The following is a 17,476-nucleotide window of genomic DNA, read 5'->3' on the forward strand; positions in this document are numbered from 1 at the left end:
GTTATTCCACGACCACCAGCGGCTGGTCGAATTCGACCGGCTGGCCGTTCGACACGAGGATCTGGGTGACGGTGCCGGCGGCGGGGGCGACGATCGGGTTCATGACCTTCATCGCTTCGATGATGACCAGCGTGTCCCCGGCCGCGACCTTTTGCCCGACCGTGATGAACGGTTTCGCATCGGGATTGGCGGCGAGATAGACGGTGCCGACCATCGGCGAGGTCACCGGCGGCACGGCGCTGACCGGCGCGACGGCGGCAGCGGCCTCGATCGTGGTCGTCGCGGCGCTGGCAAGCTGCGGCGCGGGTTGCGAGGCATAGGCCGGGGCGTAGGTCGCCTGTGCGACCGGCGCATGCTTGCGCACCACGCGGACCTTGCGCGCGCCGTCCTCCACCTCGACCTCGGTCAGGTCGGTTTCGTCGAGCACCTGCGCCAGCGCACGGACGAGGTCGATGTCGACGCGCATCGCGTGGCTGGTGAACGGCGTTCCTTCGCCCTGATTGTCGTCTGCCATGGTAACCCCCAATGGTATCGCTGAGTATAAAAAACCGCGCCCTTGTCAGATGCGGGCGGCCGCTTCAAGCGCGACCAGATAGGAGAGCGCGCCGAACCCGGCCACCGTGCCGCGTGCGGCGCGGCCGACGAAGCTGACGTGGCGAAAGTCCTCGCGGGTATGCGGATTCGACAGATGGACCTCGATCACCGGGGTCTTCACCGCCTTGATCGCGTCGTGGAGCGCGATCGACGTATGGGTATAGGCACCGGCGTTGAGCAGCACCGCCTTTGCCCCGTCCGCCTGCGCCTCGTGCAGCCAGTCGACCAGATGCCCTTCGTGGTTCGACTGGCGCAGTTCGATGGCAAGGCCGAGTTCACGGGCGCGATCCTCCAGCATGCCGGCGATGTCGTCGAGCGTGTCCGACCCGTAGATGTCGGGTTCGCGCAGGCCCAGCAGGTTCAGGTTCGGGCCGTTGAGGACGAAGACGGTGGCAGACAAGGCGGTGCTTTCGGTTGCGGGGGCTTGTCCGCCCTCCCTATATGCAGCGCACCATAGCCGGACCGGGCCCGGTAAGTCGAGAGAACGGCTCGCCCGCAGGAGACGACATGCATAGCGACGGCACCATCAGCATCACGGTCAACGGCGATCACATGCGGGTTCGCGACGGGCTGACCATCGCCGAGCTGGCCGCGCAGATCGGGCTGGTCGCCGAAAAGGTGGCGGTCGAGCGCAATCTGGAAGTGGTGCCGCGTTCGACGCTGAAGGACGTGAAGGTCGAGGATGGCGACGAGCTGGAGATCGTGCATTTTGTCGGGGGTGGCGATCATCCGCCGGTCGCGACGACGGCCGATACGTGGAGCGTGGCGGGCCGCGCCTTTACCTCGCGGTTGATCGTCGGCACCGGCAAGTACAAGAATTTCGAACAGAATGCTGCCGCCGTCGCAGCATCGGGCGCGGAGATCGTCACGGTCGCGGTGCGCCGGGTGAACGTCAGCGACCCCAAGGCACCGATGCTGACCGACTTTATCGATCCGAAGAAGGTCACGTACCTGCCCAACACCGCCGGCTGCTTCGATGCCGACAGCGCGATCCGCACGCTGCGGCTGGCGCGCGAGGCGGGCGGCTGGGATCTGGTCAAGCTGGAGGTGCTGGGCGAGGCGCGGACGCTGTATCCCGACATGGTCGAAACGCTGCGCGCGACCGAGGTGCTGGCCAGGGAAGGCTTTCTGCCGATGGTCTATTGCGTCGACGATCCGATCGCGGCCAAGCGGCTGGAGGATGCGGGGGCGGTCGCGATCATGCCGCTGGGCGCGCCGATCGGGTCGGGGCTGGGCATCCAGAACCTCGTGACGATCCGCCTGATCGTCGAGGGGGCGACGGTGCCGGTGCTGGTCGATGCCGGTGTCGGACAGGCGTCCGACGCGGCGGTGGCGATGGAACTGGGCTGCGACGGGGTGCTGATGAACACCGCCATCGCCGAGGCCAAGGACCCGGTGCTGATGGCCCGCGCGATGAAGGCCGCGGTCGAGGCGGGGCGCATGGGTTATCTGGCCGGCCGGATGCAGCGGCGGCGCTATGCCGATCCGTCGAGCCCGCTGGCGGGCCTGATATGAAGTAAGTTTAATGGAACCGGTGGGTGCGGTTGCGGTTTCTATCATCGCAATCCAGCGAGGGAAACCTCGCCAACCTACAGGAGCCTTTCATGGGTGAACTCACCGACAAGCTCGCCGCCGCCGGCAACAAGATCGCCGGCAACGTCAAGGAAGCCGTAGGCAAGGCGACCGACAACGAGCGTCTGGAAGCCGAAGGCGAGGCCCAGCAGGCCAAGGGCACCGGACAGGACGTCAAGGGCAGCGTCAAGGGCGCGCTCGGCGACAAGATCTGAGCCGATCCGCACCGCATACCGTCGTGTAGTTGGCGGGTGGTGCGAAAGGGTCGCTCCGGGAAACCGGGGCGGCTCTTTTCGTATCGGGCGTCGTGCTGCGGCAGGCCGCGCGTTGCGGGTAGGCAGCGGACGCGATAGGAACGGCGATGGCCAGAGCGGATCGACTTGCCCGTACCGAAACGTTGCGTGTCGAGCGCGAGGCGGAGTATCGCGACGCGTTGATCGTCGCGCTGACGGCGGCGGCGTCGGGCAAACAGGGGCTGTTCGATCATAACCGCGATCGACGTACCCGCGCGGCTATCGCCCCGGTCGTCGACGAACTGGTCCAGATCGGCGAGGAGATCGACGCGATGCGCGAGCAGTTGGGGATGCCGCCCTTCGCCTTGCACCACGAATTCATCAAATCGCGCGGCCCGGTCGGGCCGCAGGCGGTCGGCGAGCGCAAGCAGGCGCAGGCGTGGCTGGACCGGCTGGCGACGGATGTGGAGTAGCGTTGGGGCGGTGTGATCGAACGGTCCGAACGGAACCGTTGCCCGACACGGGTCCAGGTGGAGCGACCGAGCTTCACGACCGTGATGCCGGATGTGTTCGCGATCCCTGCAGAAGTCGCGATCGCTGATCGATAAGCGTACCCCCGCGCGGAGAGCTGGTGTCACAAACGCAAGTGATTGTTTTGCTTGGCTCTGGACCCCCGCCTGCGCGGGGGTACGAGGGTTTCTGCCTCGGCGCGCGACTGCGGCAGAGGTCTCGAACTAGGGCCGATCGACCTTCAGCGATAACCACGGAATTTCGTCATTCCCGCGCAGGCGGGAATCCATAGACGCCGACGGTTTGGCTGGATCTGCGACGATGGCGTGTATGGACTCCCGCCTGCGCGGGAGTGACGGAAAGGGGATGGAACGCTATTCCTTACGCGCAGCGAACTGAATGTCGATCCCGCCCGGTGCGGGGTACAGCAGCGGGCGAGGTTAACGATTGCGAATGGCGGCGATCGTCGTGCTGTGGGTGATGATCTCGATCTCGGTCCTGCAGTGGAGCAGACGGACGCCGGTCTGGGCCAGCGCGCGATCGAGGGCGGGGGCGAATTGGTCGGTCGTCTCGACGGTTTCGGACCACGCACCGTATGCGCGGGCGAGGGCGGCGAAGTCAGGGTTGCGAAGCGCGGTGCCGCTGAGGCGCGCGGGATATTCGCGTTCCTGATGCATGCGGATCGTGCCGTAGCCGCCATTGTCGACGAGGATGACGAGCAGGTTTGCTTGCGTCTGGACGGCGGTGGCCAGTTCCTGTCCGTTCATCAGGAAGTCGCCGTCACCTGCCACCGCGACTGCCAGTTTGTCGGGTTCGCGCAAGGCGGCGGCGACGGCAGCGGGGACGCCATAGCCCATCGCGCCGCAGGTCGGGGCGAGCTGCGTGCCTGACCAGCCATAGTGCCAGTAGCGATGCCACCAGCCCGAGAAATTGCCCGCGCCGTTGCAGATGATCGTGTCGTGGCCCGACAGGCGCTCGCGCATCGCCGCGACGCATTGGCCGAGGTCGAGGGCGACGTCGCGCGGGGCGGGGGTGGACCATGCCAGCCATTCGGCATGGGCTTCGGCACCCGACGGATGCGGATTGGCGGGCGGTTCGGCGCGGGCGAGCATCGCGGCGAAGGCGAACGGGTCGGCGGCGATGGCGATGTCGGCGCGGTACACGCGGTCGAGTTCGGCCGGGTCGGGATGGACATGGATCAGCGTTTGCCCCGGATGATCGGGGGTGACGAGGGTATAGCCGTCGGTGGTCGCTTCCCCGAGCCGCGCGCCGGCGACCAGCAGCAGGTCGGCGGCCTTGATCCGTTGCACCAGCCTGGGCGAGGGGCCGTAGCCGAGATTGCCGGCCCATGCGGGAGTATCGTTGGCGATCGCGTCCTGTCGCCGGAACGCACCGGCGACGGGGATGCCCCAGCTTTTGGCGAAGGCGGCGAAGGCGGCACCGGTCGCCTTGTCCCAGCCCGCGCCACCGACGATCGCGACCGGGCGTTCGGCCCGGCGCAACCGGTCGAGAATGTGGGCGAAGTCGGCGGGGGCGAGCGTCGTTTCCAGTCTGGCGAGCGGCGGGCGGTCGACCGCCACCGCTTCCTCGACCAGCATATCCTCGGGCAGCGCGATCACGACCGGGCCGGGGCGGCCAGAGGTCGCGGCGCGCCACGCGCGGGCGATATATTCGGGGATGCGCGCGGGATCGTCGATGCGCAGCACCAGCTTGGCGAGCGGTGCGAACATCGTCAGGAAATCGACCTCCTGAAACCCTTCGCGGTCGCGCATTCCGCGATCGACGTCGCCGATGAACAGCAGCATCGGGATCGAATCCTGCATCGCGACATGCACGCCGATCGACGCGTTGGTGGCACCGGGGCCGCGCGTGACGAAGGCGACGCCCGGTCGGCCGGTCAGCACCGCATCGGCACAGGCCATGAAGCCGACCCCGCCCTCCTGCCGGCAGGTGACCAGATCGATCGCGGGCGTGTCGTGCAGCGCATCGAGGACCGCGAGAAAGCTTTCGCCGGGGACGTGGAAGATGCGGTCGCAGCCATGGGTGACAAGGGCATCGACGAGGATGCGGCCGCCGGGTCGTGGAGTTGTCATGGCCCCACGCTATCGCGGGCCACCGGTCGACGCCAGAGCGGCGGCGAAGTTGAAGGGCGGTTCAGGTTCTTGACCCGCCCGGTCGACCCTGCGACATCGGCGACGCGACCAGTTGGGAGAGAGCGAGTGAACAAGCTGTACCCGAGTGCCGAGGCGGCGCTGGAGGGATTGCTCCACGACGGGATGACGATCTGCGCGGGCGGGTTCGGCCTGTGCGGCATTCCCGAACGGCTGATCGACGCGATCGAGGCGTCGGGCGTCCAGAAGCTGACCATCGCCAGCAACAATGCCGGGATCGACGGGCAGGGGCTGGGCAAGCTGCTGCGCAGCCGGCAGGTCGCCAAGATGATCTCCAGCTATGTCGGCGAGAACAAGGAGTTCGAACGGCAATATCTGTCGGGCGAGCTGGAAGTGGAATTCTGTCCGCAGGGGACGCTCGCCGAACGTTGTCGCGCGGGCGGGGCAGGCATTCCGGGCTTCTATACCAAGACCGGGGTCGGCACGCTGATCGCCGAAGGCAAGGAAGTGAAGCAGTTCGACGGCGAGGACTATATCCTCGAACGCGGCATCCGCGCCGACCTGTCGATCATCAAGGGGTGGAAGGCGGACGAGGCCGGCAACCTGATCTTCCGCAAGACCGCGCGCAACTTCAACCAGCCGATGGCGACCGCCGCCAATTTCTGCGTGGCCGAAGTCGAGGAAGTCGTGCCGGTCGGGTCGCTCGACCCGGATGCGATCCATCTGCCGGGCATCTATGTGAAGCGGATGATTGTCGGCGCGCCGTATGACAAGCAGATCGAGTTCCGCACGGTGCGGGAGCGGGTGTGATGGGGTGGCCGCGCGGTTTGACCAAAGGGGTGGCGCGTACGCTTGCTCTTGGTGTCGGAGCCTTCGCGCTGTCGGGATGCGTCGTGGCGGTCGGCAACCAGTCGGCGGCACCGGTCGCGCCGGCCACCGTGGCAGGTGTGCCGGCGGGGATGCAGTATCTCTATGGGTCGGGTGAGGCGGCGGCGGCGAGCCGGCAGGCTTATGCCGGGCTGGTCCGCTATGTGAACCAGTATTTGCGCGACCGGACGACGCTCCGGCGGATGTCGCTCTCGGCGGTCCTCGCCGCCAATGCGACGCTCGCGCAGCCGGCGCAGCTGCCCTGCACCGGCAAGCCGGCGGTCGTGTTCGATGTCGACGAAACCGTGCTGCTGAACACCGGGTACGAGTATTCGGATGCGCGCGGTGGCCTTGGCTATGATGCCGCGCGCTGGGAACGGTGGGAGCGGTCCGACGGGCGCGCGACCCGCGCCGTGCCGGGTGCGGTCGAGGGGCTGGCGGCACTGCGCGCGGCGGGCGTGACCGTGGTGTTCAACACCAACCGCAACGCCGCGACCGCCGAATTTACCGAAGGCGTGCTGAACCGCGCGGGCCTCGGCCCCGCCAGACATGGCGAAACGCTGTTCCTGAAGGGCGATGCGCCGGGCGGGTCGGGCAAGGATGCCCGGCGCGCGCTCATCGCCAGCCGATACTGCGTCGTGGCGCTGGTCGGCGATCAGCTGGGCGATTTCAGCGACCTGTTCAACACCGGGCTGAAGCCCGCCGAGCGCCGCGCCGCCGCCGATTCGCCGGCCGTCGCCAATCTGTGGGGCAATGGCTGGTTCGTGCTGCCCAACCCGGTGTACGGCACCGCGCTGGCCGGTGATTTCGACGATGTTTTCCCCAATGACCTGCGCTGGACCGATCCCGGCGCGCGCAAGGAGTAACCCGATGGCCTGGACCCGCGATGAAATGGCGGCGCGTGCCGCGCGCGAGCTGAAGGACGGATTCTACGTCAATCTGGGCATCGGCATCCCGACGCTGGTCGCGAACCATATCCCGGACGGCGTCGAGGTGACGTTGCAGTCGGAAAACGGGATGCTGGGCATCGGCCCGTTTCCCTATGCCGGCGAGGAAGACCCCGACCTGATCAACGCCGGCAAGCAGACGATCAGCGAATTGCCGCAATCGGCCTATTTCAGCAGCGCCGACAGTTTTGCGATGATCCGCGGCGGGCATATCGACCTGACCGTGCTGGGCGCGATGGAGGTGTCGGAGAAGGGCGACATCGCCAACTGGATGATCCCGGGCAAGATGGTGAAGGGCATGGGCGGGGCCATGGACCTGGTCGCCGGGGTCAAGAAGATCATCGTCGTGATGGAGCACACGTCGAAGAACGGCGATCCGAAGTTCATCCCCGAATGCACCCTGCCGCTGACCGGGCGCAATGTCGTCGACATGATCGTCACCGATCTGGCCGTGTTCCAGCGGGCCGACCATGACAGCCCGTTCCGGCTGATCGAATGCGCGCCGGGGGTGACGACCGAGGAGGTTCGGGCGAAGACGACGGCGGCGTACGAGGGGTAGCGCCGCCTGTCCACGGACGCACTTTCAGGGAAGGCAGGAATGACGTTCGCGGTGGGCGCTCGATAAGAAGATTGGTTTCACGCGAAGGCGCGGAGACGCGAAGGAAGAAGTAGCAGAATTGGTTTGCGCAGAGGCGCGAAGGGCGCAAAGTACTGCGCTTGCGGTAAAGTCCGCCGCGACAGCGGCTTTCGGCGCTCGCGGCAAAAGGAAGAGAGGCTTCGCCGGACAGGCGGCGACCGCCACGTCCACAACCTCTCTTCTTCCATCGCGTCTCCGCGCCTTCGCGTGAAACGAACCTTCTCCTGCCGTTCCATCGCATCAGGCTCGATGCGCCCGTATGCAATCCAGCGAGATCGGTAATAAAATGTCGTGCGGACTTTTGTTGGCGACTGTTTTCGGTTAACGCGCGCCCATGAGCAACCGTCCGCAAACCCTGTACGAGAAAATCTGGGACGACCATGTCGTCGAACGCCGCGATGACGGCACCTGCCTGATCTATATCGACCGGCATCTCGTCCACGAGGTCACCAGTCCGCAGGCCTTTGCCGGGCTGCGCGCCGCCGGACGGCGGGTGCGGCGGCCCGACCTGACGCTGGCGGTGCCCGATCACAATCTGCCGACGACGGCGCGGGTGGACGCGCAGGGCAACCGCCTGCCGATCGCCGATCCGGCCAGTGCCAGCCAGCTGGCGGCGCTGGAGAAGAACGCGCCTGAATATGGCATCCGCTATATTGACGCGACCGCCGCGCAGCAGGGCATCGTCCATGTCGTCGGACCCGAACAGGGCTTTACGCTGCCGGGGACGACGCTGGTGTGCGGCGACAGCCATACCAGCGCGCACGGGGCGCTGGGCGCGCTGGCGTTCGGGATCGGCACCAGCGAGGTCGAGCATGTGCTGGCGACGCAGACGCTGTTGCTGCAGCAATCGAAGACGATGGAAATCCGCGTCGACGGGACGCTGGGCTATGGCGTGTCGGCCAAGGACGTCGTGCTGGCGATCATCGGCAAGATCGGCGCGGCGGGCGGCACCGGCTATGTCGTCGAATATACCGGTGAGGTCATTCGCGGCCTGTCGGTCGAGGGGCGGCTGACGATCAGCAACATGTCGATCGAGGGCGGGGCGCGCGCCGGGCTGATCGCGCCCGACGAGACGACCTTCGCGTATCTGAAGGGGCGGCCGATGGCCCCGACCGGGGCCGATTGGGACCGGGCGGTCGAATACTGGCGGACGCTGCCGACCGACCCGCAAGCCCGGTATGATCGCGTCGTGCAGCTGTATGCCAGCGATATCGCGCCGTCGCTGACCTGGGGCACCAGCCCCGAGGATGTCGTGCCGATCACCGGCGTGGTCCCGTCGCCCGACAGCTTCGCTGATGCCAGCAAGCGCGTCGCGGCGCAGAAATCGCTCGATTATATGGGGCTGACGCCGGGCACGCGGATGCAGGACGTCCCGGTCAGCTACATCTTCATCGGCAGCTGCACCAACAGCCGGATCGAGGATCTGCGCGCCGCCGCCAGCGTCGTGAAGGGCCGCCATGTCGCGGGCGGGATCAAGCAGGCGCTGGTCGTGCCGGGGTCGGGACTGGTCAAGCGACAGGCCGAGGCCGAGGGGCTCGACCGCATCTTTACCGAAGCGGGCTTCGAATGGCGCGAACCGGGCTGTTCGATGTGCCTGGCGATGAACCCGGACAAGGTGCCGCCGGGCGAACGCTGCGCTTCCACCAGCAACCGCAATTTCGTAGGGCGGCAGGGACCGGGCGCACGGACGCACCTGTTGTCCCCGGCGATGGCGGCGGCGGCGGCGGTGACCGGGCGGCTGGCCGATGTCCGCGAATTGGTGACGGAGTAAGGCGTATGAAGAAGGTGTTGATGGCGCTGATCGCGGGCGCGGTGCTGAGCGGAGTCGCGGCGGCCTATGCATCGAGCGTGCGGCCGGCGGTCGCGAAGCCGATCGTGCCGCGCGACGGAGCATAGGATGGAAGCGATCACGCAGGTCGAGGGTGGTGCCTATCCGTGGGGTGCCAAGAATATCGACACCGACATCATCATCCCGGCGCACTGGTTGAAGACCACCACGCGCGAGGGGCTGGGCAAGGGCGCGTTCGAGAGCGTTCGGGCGGAAGCCGGCAATATCTTTGACGATCCGCGCTACGCGGGCAGCCCGATCCTGATCGCAGGCGAGAATTTCGGTTGCGGGTCGAGCCGCGAACATGCCGCGTGGGCGCTGGGCGACATGGGCGTCAAGGCGGTGATCGCGCCGAGCTTTTCCGACATTTTCTCCGGGAATGCGATCAAGAACGGGATCGTGACGGTCGTGCTGCCGCAAGCGGCGATCGACCGGCTGGTCGAGGTGGCGAAGGATCAGCCGATCGCGGTCGATCTGGAGACGATGACCGTCACCACGCCGTATCAGGATCGCTTCACCTTCGACCTCGATCCGTTTCGTCGCCGGTGCCTGATGGAGGGGCTGGACGAGATCGGCATGACGCTGGCACAAGATACCGCGATTTCGAAATATGAGTCCGGCGTGGCGAATGCCCGACCGTGGCTCAATGGGAGAAGCGGTGATGCGGGCGTTGCTGTCGAAGGAGCCGGGCGGGCCTGAACGCCTCGCGATCGGGGAATTGCCCGAGCCGGTAGCGGGCGGGGGCCAAGTGATCGTCGCCGTCCGCGCCTGTGCCGTCAACTATCCCGACGTGCTGATCATCGAGGATCGCTATCAATTCCGCCCGCAGCGCCCGTTCGCGCCGGGGGGTGAGGTCGCGGGCGTCATCGAGAGCGTCGGCGAGGGTGTCGAGGGCTGGGCGGTCGGCGACCGGGTGATCGCGGTCACCGGCCATGGCGGGATGGTCGAGAAACTGGCGCTGCCCGCCGCCGCGCTCCACCGCCTGCCACCGAACCGCAGTTTCGAAGATGGTGCGGCGCTGTTGCTGACCTATGCCACCGCGATCCACGCGCTGGTCGATCGCGGGAGGATCGCCGCGGGGCAGACGTTGCTGGTGCTGGGGGCTGCGGGCGGTGTCGGGCTGGCGACGATCGAGCTGGGCAAGGCGTTCGGGGCGCGGGTGATTGCGGCGGTGTCTTCGCAGGAAAAGGCGGCGGCGGCGCGGAGCGCGGGTGCGGACGAGGTCGTCGTCTATCCGTACGCGCCGCTCGACAAGGCGGCGTCGAAGGCGCTGGCGGATGCGTTCAAGGCGGCGGTCGGCGGGCAGGGCGCGGACATCGTGTTCGATCCGGTCGGCGGCGACTATGCCGAACCGGCGCTGCGCAGCGTCGGGTGGGAAGGGCGCTATCTGGTGGTCGGGTTTCCGGCCGGGATACCGAGGCTGCCGCTCAACCTGACGCTGCTCAAGAGTTGCGATGTGTGCGGCGTCTTCTGGGGCGCATTCGCGACGCGCGATCCGGCGGCGAATGCGGCGCATGTGGCGACACTGTTCCGGTTGTGGGACAAGGGCGCGATCGCACCGAAGGTTACGGGGGTGTTTCCGCTGGAGCGTGGCGGCGATGCGATTGCGGCGCTGGCTGCGCGTCGGGTCGTCGGGAAGCTGGTTGTGGTGCCGTAAATTTGGTTCACGCGAAGGCGCGGAGGCGCAAAGGGGTTGCTTGACGTCGAACCTGCATGAATTTCGTCCTTCCCGCGAAGGCGGGAAACCATAGACGCGCAGCTTGGCGATGGAGGCGTGACCGTTGCGGTTATGGATCCCGGCCTTCGCCGGGATGACGGTGGGGCACGGGTTCGGGACGACGGGGGACGTGATCTGGTGATGGCGGCGAGTTGTACCAGCCTCCCAACCCTGCGCCGTTGCACGGAACCCGGCTGCGTCCTATCTCGCGGGGGAGGGACCATTAGGGGATTGCCATGACGACGTTCGACGACCGGGAGCGCGCTTTCGAAGCCAAATTCGCCCGTGACGGGGAAATGGCGTTCCGCGTGACCGCGCGGCGCAACAAGCTGGTGGGCCAATGGGCCGCCGAACGCATGGAACTGACCCCGGCCGAAACCGACGCCTATGCGACGTCGGTCGTTCAGGCCGATTTCGAGGAAGTCGGTGACGAGGATGTGATTCGCAAGCTGATATCCGATTTGGCCGCCGCCGGTGTCGATTGCGGCGAGTCGGACATTCGCCAGGCGATGGCCGATTGCACGGTCGAAGCCCGCCGGCAGCTGCTGGAGAGCATGTAATGCCGATGGAGGCACAGGCGATCGAGGCGCTGATCGTCGCCGCCATTCCCGATGCGGTGGTCGAGATCACCGATCTGGCGGGCGATGGCGACCATTATGCGGCACGGGTCGTGTCGGAGAGTTTCCGTGGGAAACCGCGTATCGCACAGCAGCGCGCGGTCTATGCCGCGCTGGGTGAACGGATGGGCGGCGAACTGCACGCATTGCAACTGACGACCGGCGTCCCCACTCCACAGGCATGAAGCGCCCGTCGGGCGACGAGAAGGATATGACGATGACCGACGATACCAACGCCCGCATCGACGCGGTGGTGAAGAGCAACCCGGTGGTGCTGTTCATGAAGGGCAGCCCGCTGTTCCCGCAGTGCGGCTTTTCGAGCCGGGCGGTGGCGATCCTGAACCATCTGAACACCCAGTTCGAAAGCGTCGACGTGTTGCAGGATCAGGGCATCCGCCAGGGCATCAAGGCCTATTCGGACTGGCCGACCATCCCTCAGCTGTACGTCAATGGCGAGTTCGTCGGCGGATCGGACATCATGATGGAAATGTACGAGAGCGGCGAACTGGCCGAAATGCTGGGCGGCGACAAGGCGGCCTGAGGTTTCAGGTTTTGGACCGTCGGGAAGGCCCGGTCGCACGATGGTGCGGCCGGGTTTTCCGTTTGGGGTGGCGGAGGTTGAGTCATCGGGGGTGCGCCGGACCGCGGACTGACGACGCCTGAAATAGCTTCGTGAAAGCGCGGCGAGTGCTGCTGCAGGCGCCCGCCCCTCGCCAGGGCGACCTCTGCTCGGATGTTCCGCCCGGTCGAAGCGATCATAGACCAGTTCAACGCCGGCGGCGGAATGGCATGGCTGTCGGTGAGGGAGACCCGGGTGGGCGGACCGGCAAGGATGCTGGCCCGCCCGATTGAAGCGCGAACGCATCGGGTGCCTGTACCGTTGCAGATCGCGTGCCAGTTCCGAACATTGCACGTTTCCATCGGCCATTGCGGTTAACCGCCCTTCACCACGCGGCGGGAGTGTAAGCGGTTCCGACAGGTTGGATGGCGTAAACAAATTACACTTGTAAACGTGGCGACCACGGGTGTAGTCATTGCCCATGGCCGAACGAATCAGCGATGCCGAGCATGCCGTCATGGAAGTGCTCTGGGACAAGAACCCGCTCACCGCGCAGGAGGTGGTCGAACGCGTCGCCCCGCTGCGCGACTGGAGCGCGAATACCGTCAAGACGCTGCTCGGCCGGTTGCTCGCCAAGGACGTGATCGGCGCGGAGGAGGATGGGCGGCGCTACCGCTATCGCCCGCTGGTCGCGCGTGAGGAATATGTCGCGGGGGAATCGCAGAAGTTCATCGACCGGTTGTTCGGTGGCAGCCTGACCCCGCTGGTCGCGCATCTGGCCGAACGCGACCAGTTGAGCGCGAAGGAAATCGACGAGATCGAGGCTCTGTTAAAGGCGCTGAAACAATGATCGGATGGGCGGTGGAGACGATCGCGGCGGCGACGCTGCTGATGCTGCTGGTGCTGGTGCTGCGCGGTCCGGTCGCGCGGCGGTTCGGTCCGCAGGCGGCCTATGCGCTGTGGGCGCTGCCCGCGCTGCGCATGATCCTGCCGCCGATTCCCGATGCGTGGCGGCCGGTCGATATCGCACCGATCGGTGCCGCGACCGAGCCGGGGGTGTTTTCGCTGGGCGTGCCGGTCGCCGACATCCCGGCGCTGCCGCAGGGGTGGGGTATGGCCGACGTGCCGCTGGCGGTGGTCGCGCTCTGGCTGCTGGGCGCCATCGCGTTCGTCACCTGGCATGTCGTCCAGCATCGCCGATTCTGTGCGAAGGTGCTGGCGTCGGGGCGAGCGAAGGGGGTGGCGAACGGACACGTCAAGATGATCGAGACGCGCCATGCCGCCGGGCCGCTCGCCTTTGGCGTGGTGCATCGCTACGTCGCGATGCCGGTCGATTTCCGCGAACGCTATGACGAACGCGAACAGGCGTTGGCGCTGGCGCACGAGCTGGGCCATCATGCGCGCGGCGACCTGCTCGCCAACTGGGTCGCGCTGGTTGTGCTGGGGTGCCACTGGTTCAATCCGGTCGCGTGGCGCGCCTTTCGGGCCTTCCGCGCCGATCAGGAGATGGCGTGCGACGCGATGGTGCTGGCCCGCGCCACGCCCGGCGTCCGCCACGCCTATGCCACCGCCATCGTCAAATCCGCGCATGGCCAGGGGCTGTCGGCCGCCTGTCACCTGCACGGCGTCCATGAACTGAAAGGGAGGCTTGTCATGTTGTCGAAGCATCGGGTGATGTCGCCCGCCACCAGGCGGATCGCCGGGGGCGCGACGCTGGCGCTGGCCGTGCTGGGGCTGGGGATCACCGCGTCGGGGACGGAGGCGGCCGAGACGCTACGCGGCAAGATGGAGAATGCGACCGGCGTCGAGATCGCAGCAGTCGAGGCGAAGGCGGCGGCGGTGCTGGCTCCGGTCGCGGCGATCGTGCCCGCACAGGCGGCGACGCTGCCGGCAGAGCCTGCGAGCCCCGCGCCCTTGCCGAAACCCGCGGTCCCGGCGACCACGCCGCAGGTGCCGATGCCGGTGACGGTCGTGATGCCGGCCATGCCCACCATGCCCGCGACGTCGGGCAAGCGGGCGAGTGGCGAGGTCCGCAAGATCGTCGTCCAGCGGTTCGATGGCGATGGCAAGCTGATCGGACAGGATGTCAACGACATCCCCGAAGTGAACGTCGTCGCCGGCAATTGCGGCCCCGGCACGCAGACCAGCGTGACGCGCAACAAGGACGGCAAGCAGGTCACCGTCATCTGCTCCGACCGCATCCGCATCATCACCCGCGAAGCGGCACGCCGCGCGCAGGACGGTGCCCGGATAGCGGCAATGGGTGCGGCTGCGGCAGCCCGCGGCGAAGCGGCGGCGGCACGCGGTGACGCACAGGCGGCGCAGGGCCGTATCTATGCCCGGCAGGGATTGCGGACCGCGCTGGCCAGCCTGCGGTCGACCCGCGCGTCGATCGCGGCGGACCGGGACATGCCGGCCGCAGGACGCACCAGCGCGCTCGAAGGCATCGACGAAAGCATTAGCGAACTTCAGTCCCAGTTGGACGACGAGGACTGATACCCGATCCACGGACGTTCTGCCCCGTTCGTTCGTGGCAGGGCCGGTCGGCTTCGCGCCGGCCGGCCCGATCGCCTTGTATCGTCGGCGGTCAGCCGCCATCTGTCCCGGTAATGGCCGAATTTCCCCCCGGTATCGCCCAGCCGCTCGAACCGCTGGTGACGCGCGTGCTGGCGCGCAATGCTTCGCCCTACACCCATAGCGGCACGCAGAGCTTCGTGGTCGGCGGCACGGGGGCGGTGGCAGTGATCGATCCGGGGCCGGTCGACGACGTTCATCTCGACGCCATTCTGGCGGCGGTCGGCGGGCGCGAGGTCGCCGCCATCCTGTGCACCCACACCCACCGCGATCACAGTCCGGGCGCGGCACCGCTGGCGGAGCGGACCGGCGCGGCGATCATCGGCTGCGCGCCGCTGACGATGGACGATGCAGGCCCGCGTTCGGATGCGGCGTTCGACATCGATTATCGCCCCGACCGGGTGCTGGCCGATGGCGAGGCGGTGGCGGGTGACGGGTGGACGCTGGTCGCGGTGGCGACGCCGGGCCATACATCGAACCACCTCGCCTTTGCCTTGCCCGAAAGCGGTGCGCTGTTCAGCGGCGACCATGTCATGGGCTGGTCGACGACGATCGTGTCGCCGCCCGATGGCGACATGGGCGAGTACATGGCGAGCCTCGCGAAGCTGCTCGAACGTGATGATCGCGTCTATTACCCGGCGCACGGTGATGTCGTAGCGACGCCGCAACGGCTGGTGCGCAGTATGCTCGGCCATCGTCGACAGCGTGAGGGGCAGATCGTCCGGGCGATCGAACGCGGCATGCACGACGTGCCGACGATGGTTTCGGCGATGTATGTCGGACTGGCACCGGGGCTGGTCGGTGCGGCGCAGCGGTCGGTGCTGGCGCATCTGATTGACATGGAGCGGCGGGGATTGGTGATGCAGGAGGGCGCGACATGGCATCGCAGGTGAGGCCACAGGCGCTGCGGCTGGTCGTCGCGGTCGTCGTGCTCCTGGCATTGGCGGTCGGCGGTTGGCTGCTGTGGCAACGCTATGAAGAGCGCTATACCGTCACGACCGAGCCGGACAGCGGGCAGGCGGTGACGCGGATCATCACCGCGCGGTTGTCGGGGGCGAGCGCGCTGAAGGTCGCGTCGTTGTCGGGCACGTTGCAGGCGACGGCAAGCGATGTCCGCGGCTTTGGCTGGCTGCGGTCCGATCAGGTGGTCAAGATGCCGTATTCGGTCGATTATTTCGTCGATGTTGGCGGGATCGGGGATGGGCAGCTGAGCTGGTCGGCGGATACCCGGACGCTGGTGGTCGATGCGCCTGAGGTAACGGTAGCGCGGGCGAATATCGACGAAGCGGCCCGGACGCTGGTTCAGACCAACGGGCTGTACGTCACGCGCGAGGCGGCGGCGGCGTTGTCGCAGCGGGTGTCGTCGGTGGCGCAGACGCGCGCCGAACGCGAGGCGCGCAGTCCCGAGCGACTGGCGCAAGCGCGGGAGATGGCGCGTGCCGGGCTGGCCCGGTTGCTTGCCGCGCCACTGGCGGCGGCGGGTGAGCGGAATGTGCGGGTCGTCGTGACCTTTCCGGCCGAACGAGCCGTTCGGAACAACGAGCGCTGGGATGTTTCGGCGGACCCGGCCGAGGTGGTCGCCAATCGGCGGTGAGGTTTCGGCTCCGCTCCCTTGGCGGGGAGGGGCGGACGTCCCGCTTGCGATGCGGTCGGGACCGACCTACGGGCAGGTTCACAGGAGACGACAATGAACGCGCGCACCGAAATGCCCACCGGCACCGACCTGCTGGCCGAGATCGACCGGCTGCGCCGTGAGCGCAACGCCGTCATCCTCGGCCATTATTACCAGCGACCCGAGATTCAGGACCTTGCCGATTTCGTCGGCGACAGCCTCGACCTCAGCCGCAAGGCGGCGGCGACCGATGCCGATGTCATCGCGTTTTGCGGCGTGCGCTTCATGGCCGAAACGGCAAAGATCCTGTCGCCCGACAAGACGGTGATCCTGCCCGACATGGATGCCGGCTGTTCGCTGGAGGACAGCTGCCCGCCCGACCAGTTCGCGGCGTTCCGGGCCAAACATCCCGACCATATCGCGCTGACGTACATCAACTGTTCGACCGAGGTGAAGGCGCTGTCCGACATCATCGTCACCTCGTCATCGGCCGAAAGGATTCTGGCGCAGCTGCCGGCCGATCAGAAGGTGATCTTCGGTCCCGACCGCAATCTGGGCGGGTATCTGATGCGCAAGACCGGGCGCGACATGTTGTTGTGGCCGGGCGTGTGCATCGTGCACGAGGCGTTCAGCGAGACCGAGTTGCTGAAGCTGAAGGCGCAGCATCCCGGCGCGCCGGTCGCGGCGCATCCCGAATGCCCGGCGATCATCCTCGACCATGCCGATTATGTCGGGTCGACCAGCGGCATCCTCGCCTATGCCGCCGACTTCCCCGGCGACACGCTGATCGTCGCGACCGAGCCGCACATCATCCACCAAATGGAAAAGGCGTTGCCGAACAAGCAATTCATCGGCGCGCCAGGTGCGGACGGGAACTGCAACTGCAATATCTGTCCGTATATGGCGCTCAACACGCTGGAAAAGCTCTACATCGCGCTGCGCGACCTGTCGCCGCGGATCGAGATCGAGGAGGGCTTGCGCCAGCGGGCCAAGGTGTCGCTCGACCGGATGCTGGCGATGGCCAGCGGCACGGTGGGGCTGGGCGATCTGGGACCGCTGCGCGCGGGGTGACGGCGGCGTAGCGGCACGGGTGCCGGA

21 protein-coding genes are annotated in these 17,476 nt (G+C 67.1%); 18 read left to right on the top strand and 3 right to left on the bottom strand.

Annotated elements, in window-relative coordinates; genetic code table 11:
- Position 1: 1 nt before the first annotated feature.
- Positions 2-514, bottom strand: a complete 513-nt coding sequence (gene accB / locus ASE91_RS07335; protein WP_056624411.1) for an acetyl-CoA carboxylase biotin carboxyl carrier protein — start codon at positions 512-514, stop codon at positions 2-4.
- A 45-nt stretch (positions 515-559) separates the two neighbouring features.
- Positions 560-994: a type II 3-dehydroquinate dehydratase gene (gene aroQ, locus ASE91_RS07340; RefSeq protein ID WP_056624413.1), complete on the bottom strand. Its 435-nt coding sequence runs from the start codon at positions 992-994 to the stop codon at positions 560-562.
- 107 nt (positions 995-1,101) lie between these two features.
- On the opposite strand from aroQ, the gene thiS reads away from it, so the two are divergent.
- The 3 genes from thiS (at position 1,102) to ASE91_RS07355 (ending at position 2,872) form a co-directional block, all read left to right on the top strand.
- Positions 1,102-2,109: a sulfur carrier protein ThiS gene (thiS, locus tag ASE91_RS07345; RefSeq protein WP_082453881.1), complete on the top strand. Its 1,008-nt coding sequence runs from the start codon at positions 1,102-1,104 to the stop codon at positions 2,107-2,109.
- A gap of 89 nt (positions 2,110-2,198) precedes the next feature.
- Positions 2,199-2,381: a CsbD family protein gene (locus tag ASE91_RS07350; protein WP_055996560.1), complete on the top strand. Its 183-nt coding sequence runs from the start codon at positions 2,199-2,201 to the stop codon at positions 2,379-2,381.
- Between the two features lie 146 nt (positions 2,382-2,527).
- A complete protein-coding gene (locus ASE91_RS07355) occupies positions 2,528-2,872 on the top strand; it encodes a hypothetical protein (protein WP_056624416.1) in 345 nt (114 codons plus the stop codon).
- A gap of 477 nt (positions 2,873-3,349) precedes the next feature.
- On the opposite strand, the gene ASE91_RS07360 is transcribed toward ASE91_RS07355, so the two are convergent.
- Positions 3,350-5,002, bottom strand: a complete 1,653-nt coding sequence (locus tag ASE91_RS07360) for a thiamine pyrophosphate-binding protein (protein ID WP_056624419.1) — start codon at positions 5,000-5,002, stop codon at positions 3,350-3,352.
- A 126-nt stretch (positions 5,003-5,128) separates the two neighbouring features.
- On the opposite strand from ASE91_RS07360, the gene ASE91_RS07365 reads away from it, so the two are divergent.
- The 15 genes from ASE91_RS07365 (at position 5,129) to nadA (ending at position 17,449) form a co-directional block, all read left to right on the top strand.
- A complete protein-coding gene (locus tag ASE91_RS07365) occupies positions 5,129-5,830 on the top strand; it encodes a CoA transferase subunit A (protein ID WP_082449412.1) in 702 nt (233 codons plus the stop codon).
- Positions 5,830-6,753, top strand: coding sequence for an HAD family acid phosphatase (locus ASE91_RS07370; RefSeq protein WP_082453882.1), 924 nt, complete (start codon positions 5,830-5,832; stop codon positions 6,751-6,753). Before ASE91_RS07365 ends, ASE91_RS07370 begins: the two co-directional genes overlap by 1 nt.
- 4 nt (positions 6,754-6,757) lie before the next feature.
- Positions 6,758-7,393: a CoA transferase subunit B gene (locus ASE91_RS07375; protein WP_056624422.1), complete on the top strand. Its 636-nt coding sequence runs from the start codon at positions 6,758-6,760 to the stop codon at positions 7,391-7,393.
- Positions 7,394-7,805: 412 nt separating this feature from the next.
- Entirely contained in the window at positions 7,806-9,242 is a 1,437-nt protein-coding gene (gene leuC / locus ASE91_RS07380; RefSeq protein WP_056624426.1) for a 3-isopropylmalate dehydratase large subunit, read from the top strand.
- Positions 9,243-9,368: 126 nt separating this feature from the next.
- Positions 9,369-9,998 carry a 3-isopropylmalate dehydratase small subunit gene (leuD, locus tag ASE91_RS07385; protein ID WP_055996548.1) on the top strand — a complete coding sequence of 210 codons (630 nt, stop codon included), beginning with the start codon at positions 9,369-9,371 and terminating at the stop codon, positions 9,996-9,998.
- Complete coding sequence (locus tag ASE91_RS07390; protein ID WP_200911216.1) at positions 9,961-10,956, top strand: NADPH:quinone oxidoreductase family protein; 996 nt, start codon at positions 9,961-9,963, stop codon at positions 10,954-10,956. Before leuD ends, ASE91_RS07390 begins: the two co-directional genes overlap by 38 nt.
- Positions 10,957-11,252: 296 nt before the next feature.
- Positions 11,253-11,576 (top strand): DUF1476 domain-containing protein, encoded by a 324-nt coding sequence (locus tag ASE91_RS07395; RefSeq protein ID WP_056624429.1) that lies wholly within the window; start codon positions 11,253-11,255, stop codon positions 11,574-11,576.
- Positions 11,576-11,818, top strand: coding sequence for a BolA/IbaG family iron-sulfur metabolism protein (locus ASE91_RS07400; protein WP_055996542.1), 243 nt, complete (start codon positions 11,576-11,578; stop codon positions 11,816-11,818). The genes ASE91_RS07395 and ASE91_RS07400 overlap by 1 nt, the downstream gene beginning before the upstream one ends.
- Before the next feature lie 32 nt (positions 11,819-11,850).
- Positions 11,851-12,174, top strand: a complete 324-nt coding sequence (gene grxD / locus ASE91_RS07405) for a Grx4 family monothiol glutaredoxin (protein WP_056624680.1) — start codon at positions 11,851-11,853, stop codon at positions 12,172-12,174.
- Positions 12,175-12,366: 192 nt separating this feature from the next.
- Positions 12,367-12,570: a hypothetical protein gene (locus ASE91_RS19265; RefSeq protein WP_156357719.1), complete on the top strand. Its 204-nt coding sequence runs from the start codon at positions 12,367-12,369 to the stop codon at positions 12,568-12,570.
- A gap of 103 nt (positions 12,571-12,673) precedes the next feature.
- Positions 12,674-13,042 carry a BlaI/MecI/CopY family transcriptional regulator gene (locus ASE91_RS07410; protein WP_056398396.1) on the top strand — a complete coding sequence of 123 codons (369 nt, stop codon included), beginning with the start codon at positions 12,674-12,676 and terminating at the stop codon, positions 13,040-13,042.
- The gene (locus ASE91_RS07415) at positions 13,039-14,688 is read left to right on the top strand and encodes a M56 family metallopeptidase (RefSeq protein WP_056624432.1); all 1,650 of its coding nucleotides are present in this window, start codon (positions 13,039-13,041) and stop codon (positions 14,686-14,688) included. Before ASE91_RS07410 ends, ASE91_RS07415 begins: the two co-directional genes overlap by 4 nt.
- Positions 14,689-14,801: 113 nt before the next feature.
- Positions 14,802-15,659, top strand: coding sequence for an MBL fold metallo-hydrolase (locus ASE91_RS07420; RefSeq protein WP_056624434.1), 858 nt, complete (start codon positions 14,802-14,804; stop codon positions 15,657-15,659).
- Positions 15,644-16,360 carry a DUF4230 domain-containing protein gene (locus ASE91_RS07425; protein WP_056624437.1) on the top strand — a complete coding sequence of 239 codons (717 nt, stop codon included), beginning with the start codon at positions 15,644-15,646 and terminating at the stop codon, positions 16,358-16,360. The genes ASE91_RS07420 and ASE91_RS07425 overlap by 16 nt, the downstream gene beginning before the upstream one ends.
- Positions 16,361-16,453: 93 nt before the next feature.
- A complete protein-coding gene (nadA, locus tag ASE91_RS07430) occupies positions 16,454-17,449 on the top strand; it encodes a quinolinate synthase NadA (RefSeq protein ID WP_056624440.1) in 996 nt (331 codons plus the stop codon).
- Positions 17,450-17,476 lie beyond the last annotated feature (27 nt).

This window comes from Sphingomonas sp. Leaf62, assembly GCF_001421915.1.
Taxonomy (GTDB): domain Bacteria; phylum Pseudomonadota; class Alphaproteobacteria; order Sphingomonadales; family Sphingomonadaceae; genus Sphingomonas.

Bases quoted from the DNA above. Each gene is read 5' to 3' on its own strand.
- accB (WP_056624411.1), bottom strand. From the start codon at position 514: ATGGCAGACGACAATCAGGGCGAAGGAACGCCGTTCACCAGCCACGCG.
- thiS (WP_082453881.1), top strand. From the start codon at position 1,102: ATGCATAGCGACGGCACCATCAGCATCACGGTCAACGGCGATCACATG.
- ASE91_RS07350 (WP_055996560.1), top strand. From the start codon at position 2,199: ATGGGTGAACTCACCGACAAGCTCGCCGCCGCCGGCAACAAGATCGCC.
- ASE91_RS07355 (WP_056624416.1), top strand. From the start codon at position 2,528: ATGGCCAGAGCGGATCGACTTGCCCGTACCGAAACGTTGCGTGTCGAG.
- ASE91_RS07360 (WP_056624419.1), bottom strand. From the start codon at position 5,002: ATGACAACTCCACGACCCGGCGGCCGCATCCTCGTCGATGCCCTTGTC.
- ASE91_RS07370 (WP_082453882.1), top strand. From the start codon at position 5,830: ATGGGGTGGCCGCGCGGTTTGACCAAAGGGGTGGCGCGTACGCTTGCT.
- ASE91_RS07375 (WP_056624422.1), top strand. From the start codon at position 6,758: ATGGCCTGGACCCGCGATGAAATGGCGGCGCGTGCCGCGCGCGAGCTG.
- leuC (WP_056624426.1), top strand. From the start codon at position 7,806: ATGAGCAACCGTCCGCAAACCCTGTACGAGAAAATCTGGGACGACCAT.
- leuD (WP_055996548.1), top strand. From the start codon at position 9,369: ATGGAAGCGATCACGCAGGTCGAGGGTGGTGCCTATCCGTGGGGTGCC.
- ASE91_RS07390 (WP_200911216.1), top strand. From the start codon at position 9,961: ATGCGGGCGTTGCTGTCGAAGGAGCCGGGCGGGCCTGAACGCCTCGCG.
- ASE91_RS07395 (WP_056624429.1), top strand. From the start codon at position 11,253: ATGACGACGTTCGACGACCGGGAGCGCGCTTTCGAAGCCAAATTCGCC.
- ASE91_RS07400 (WP_055996542.1), top strand. From the start codon at position 11,576: ATGCCGATGGAGGCACAGGCGATCGAGGCGCTGATCGTCGCCGCCATT.
- grxD (WP_056624680.1), top strand. From the start codon at position 11,851: ATGACCGACGATACCAACGCCCGCATCGACGCGGTGGTGAAGAGCAAC.
- ASE91_RS19265 (WP_156357719.1), top strand. From the start codon at position 12,367: ATGTTCCGCCCGGTCGAAGCGATCATAGACCAGTTCAACGCCGGCGGC.
- ASE91_RS07410 (WP_056398396.1), top strand. From the start codon at position 12,674: ATGGCCGAACGAATCAGCGATGCCGAGCATGCCGTCATGGAAGTGCTC.
- ASE91_RS07415 (WP_056624432.1), top strand. From the start codon at position 13,039: ATGATCGGATGGGCGGTGGAGACGATCGCGGCGGCGACGCTGCTGATG.
- ASE91_RS07420 (WP_056624434.1), top strand. From the start codon at position 14,802: ATGGCCGAATTTCCCCCCGGTATCGCCCAGCCGCTCGAACCGCTGGTG.
- ASE91_RS07425 (WP_056624437.1), top strand. From the start codon at position 15,644: ATGGCATCGCAGGTGAGGCCACAGGCGCTGCGGCTGGTCGTCGCGGTC.
- nadA (WP_056624440.1), top strand. From the start codon at position 16,454: ATGAACGCGCGCACCGAAATGCCCACCGGCACCGACCTGCTGGCCGAG.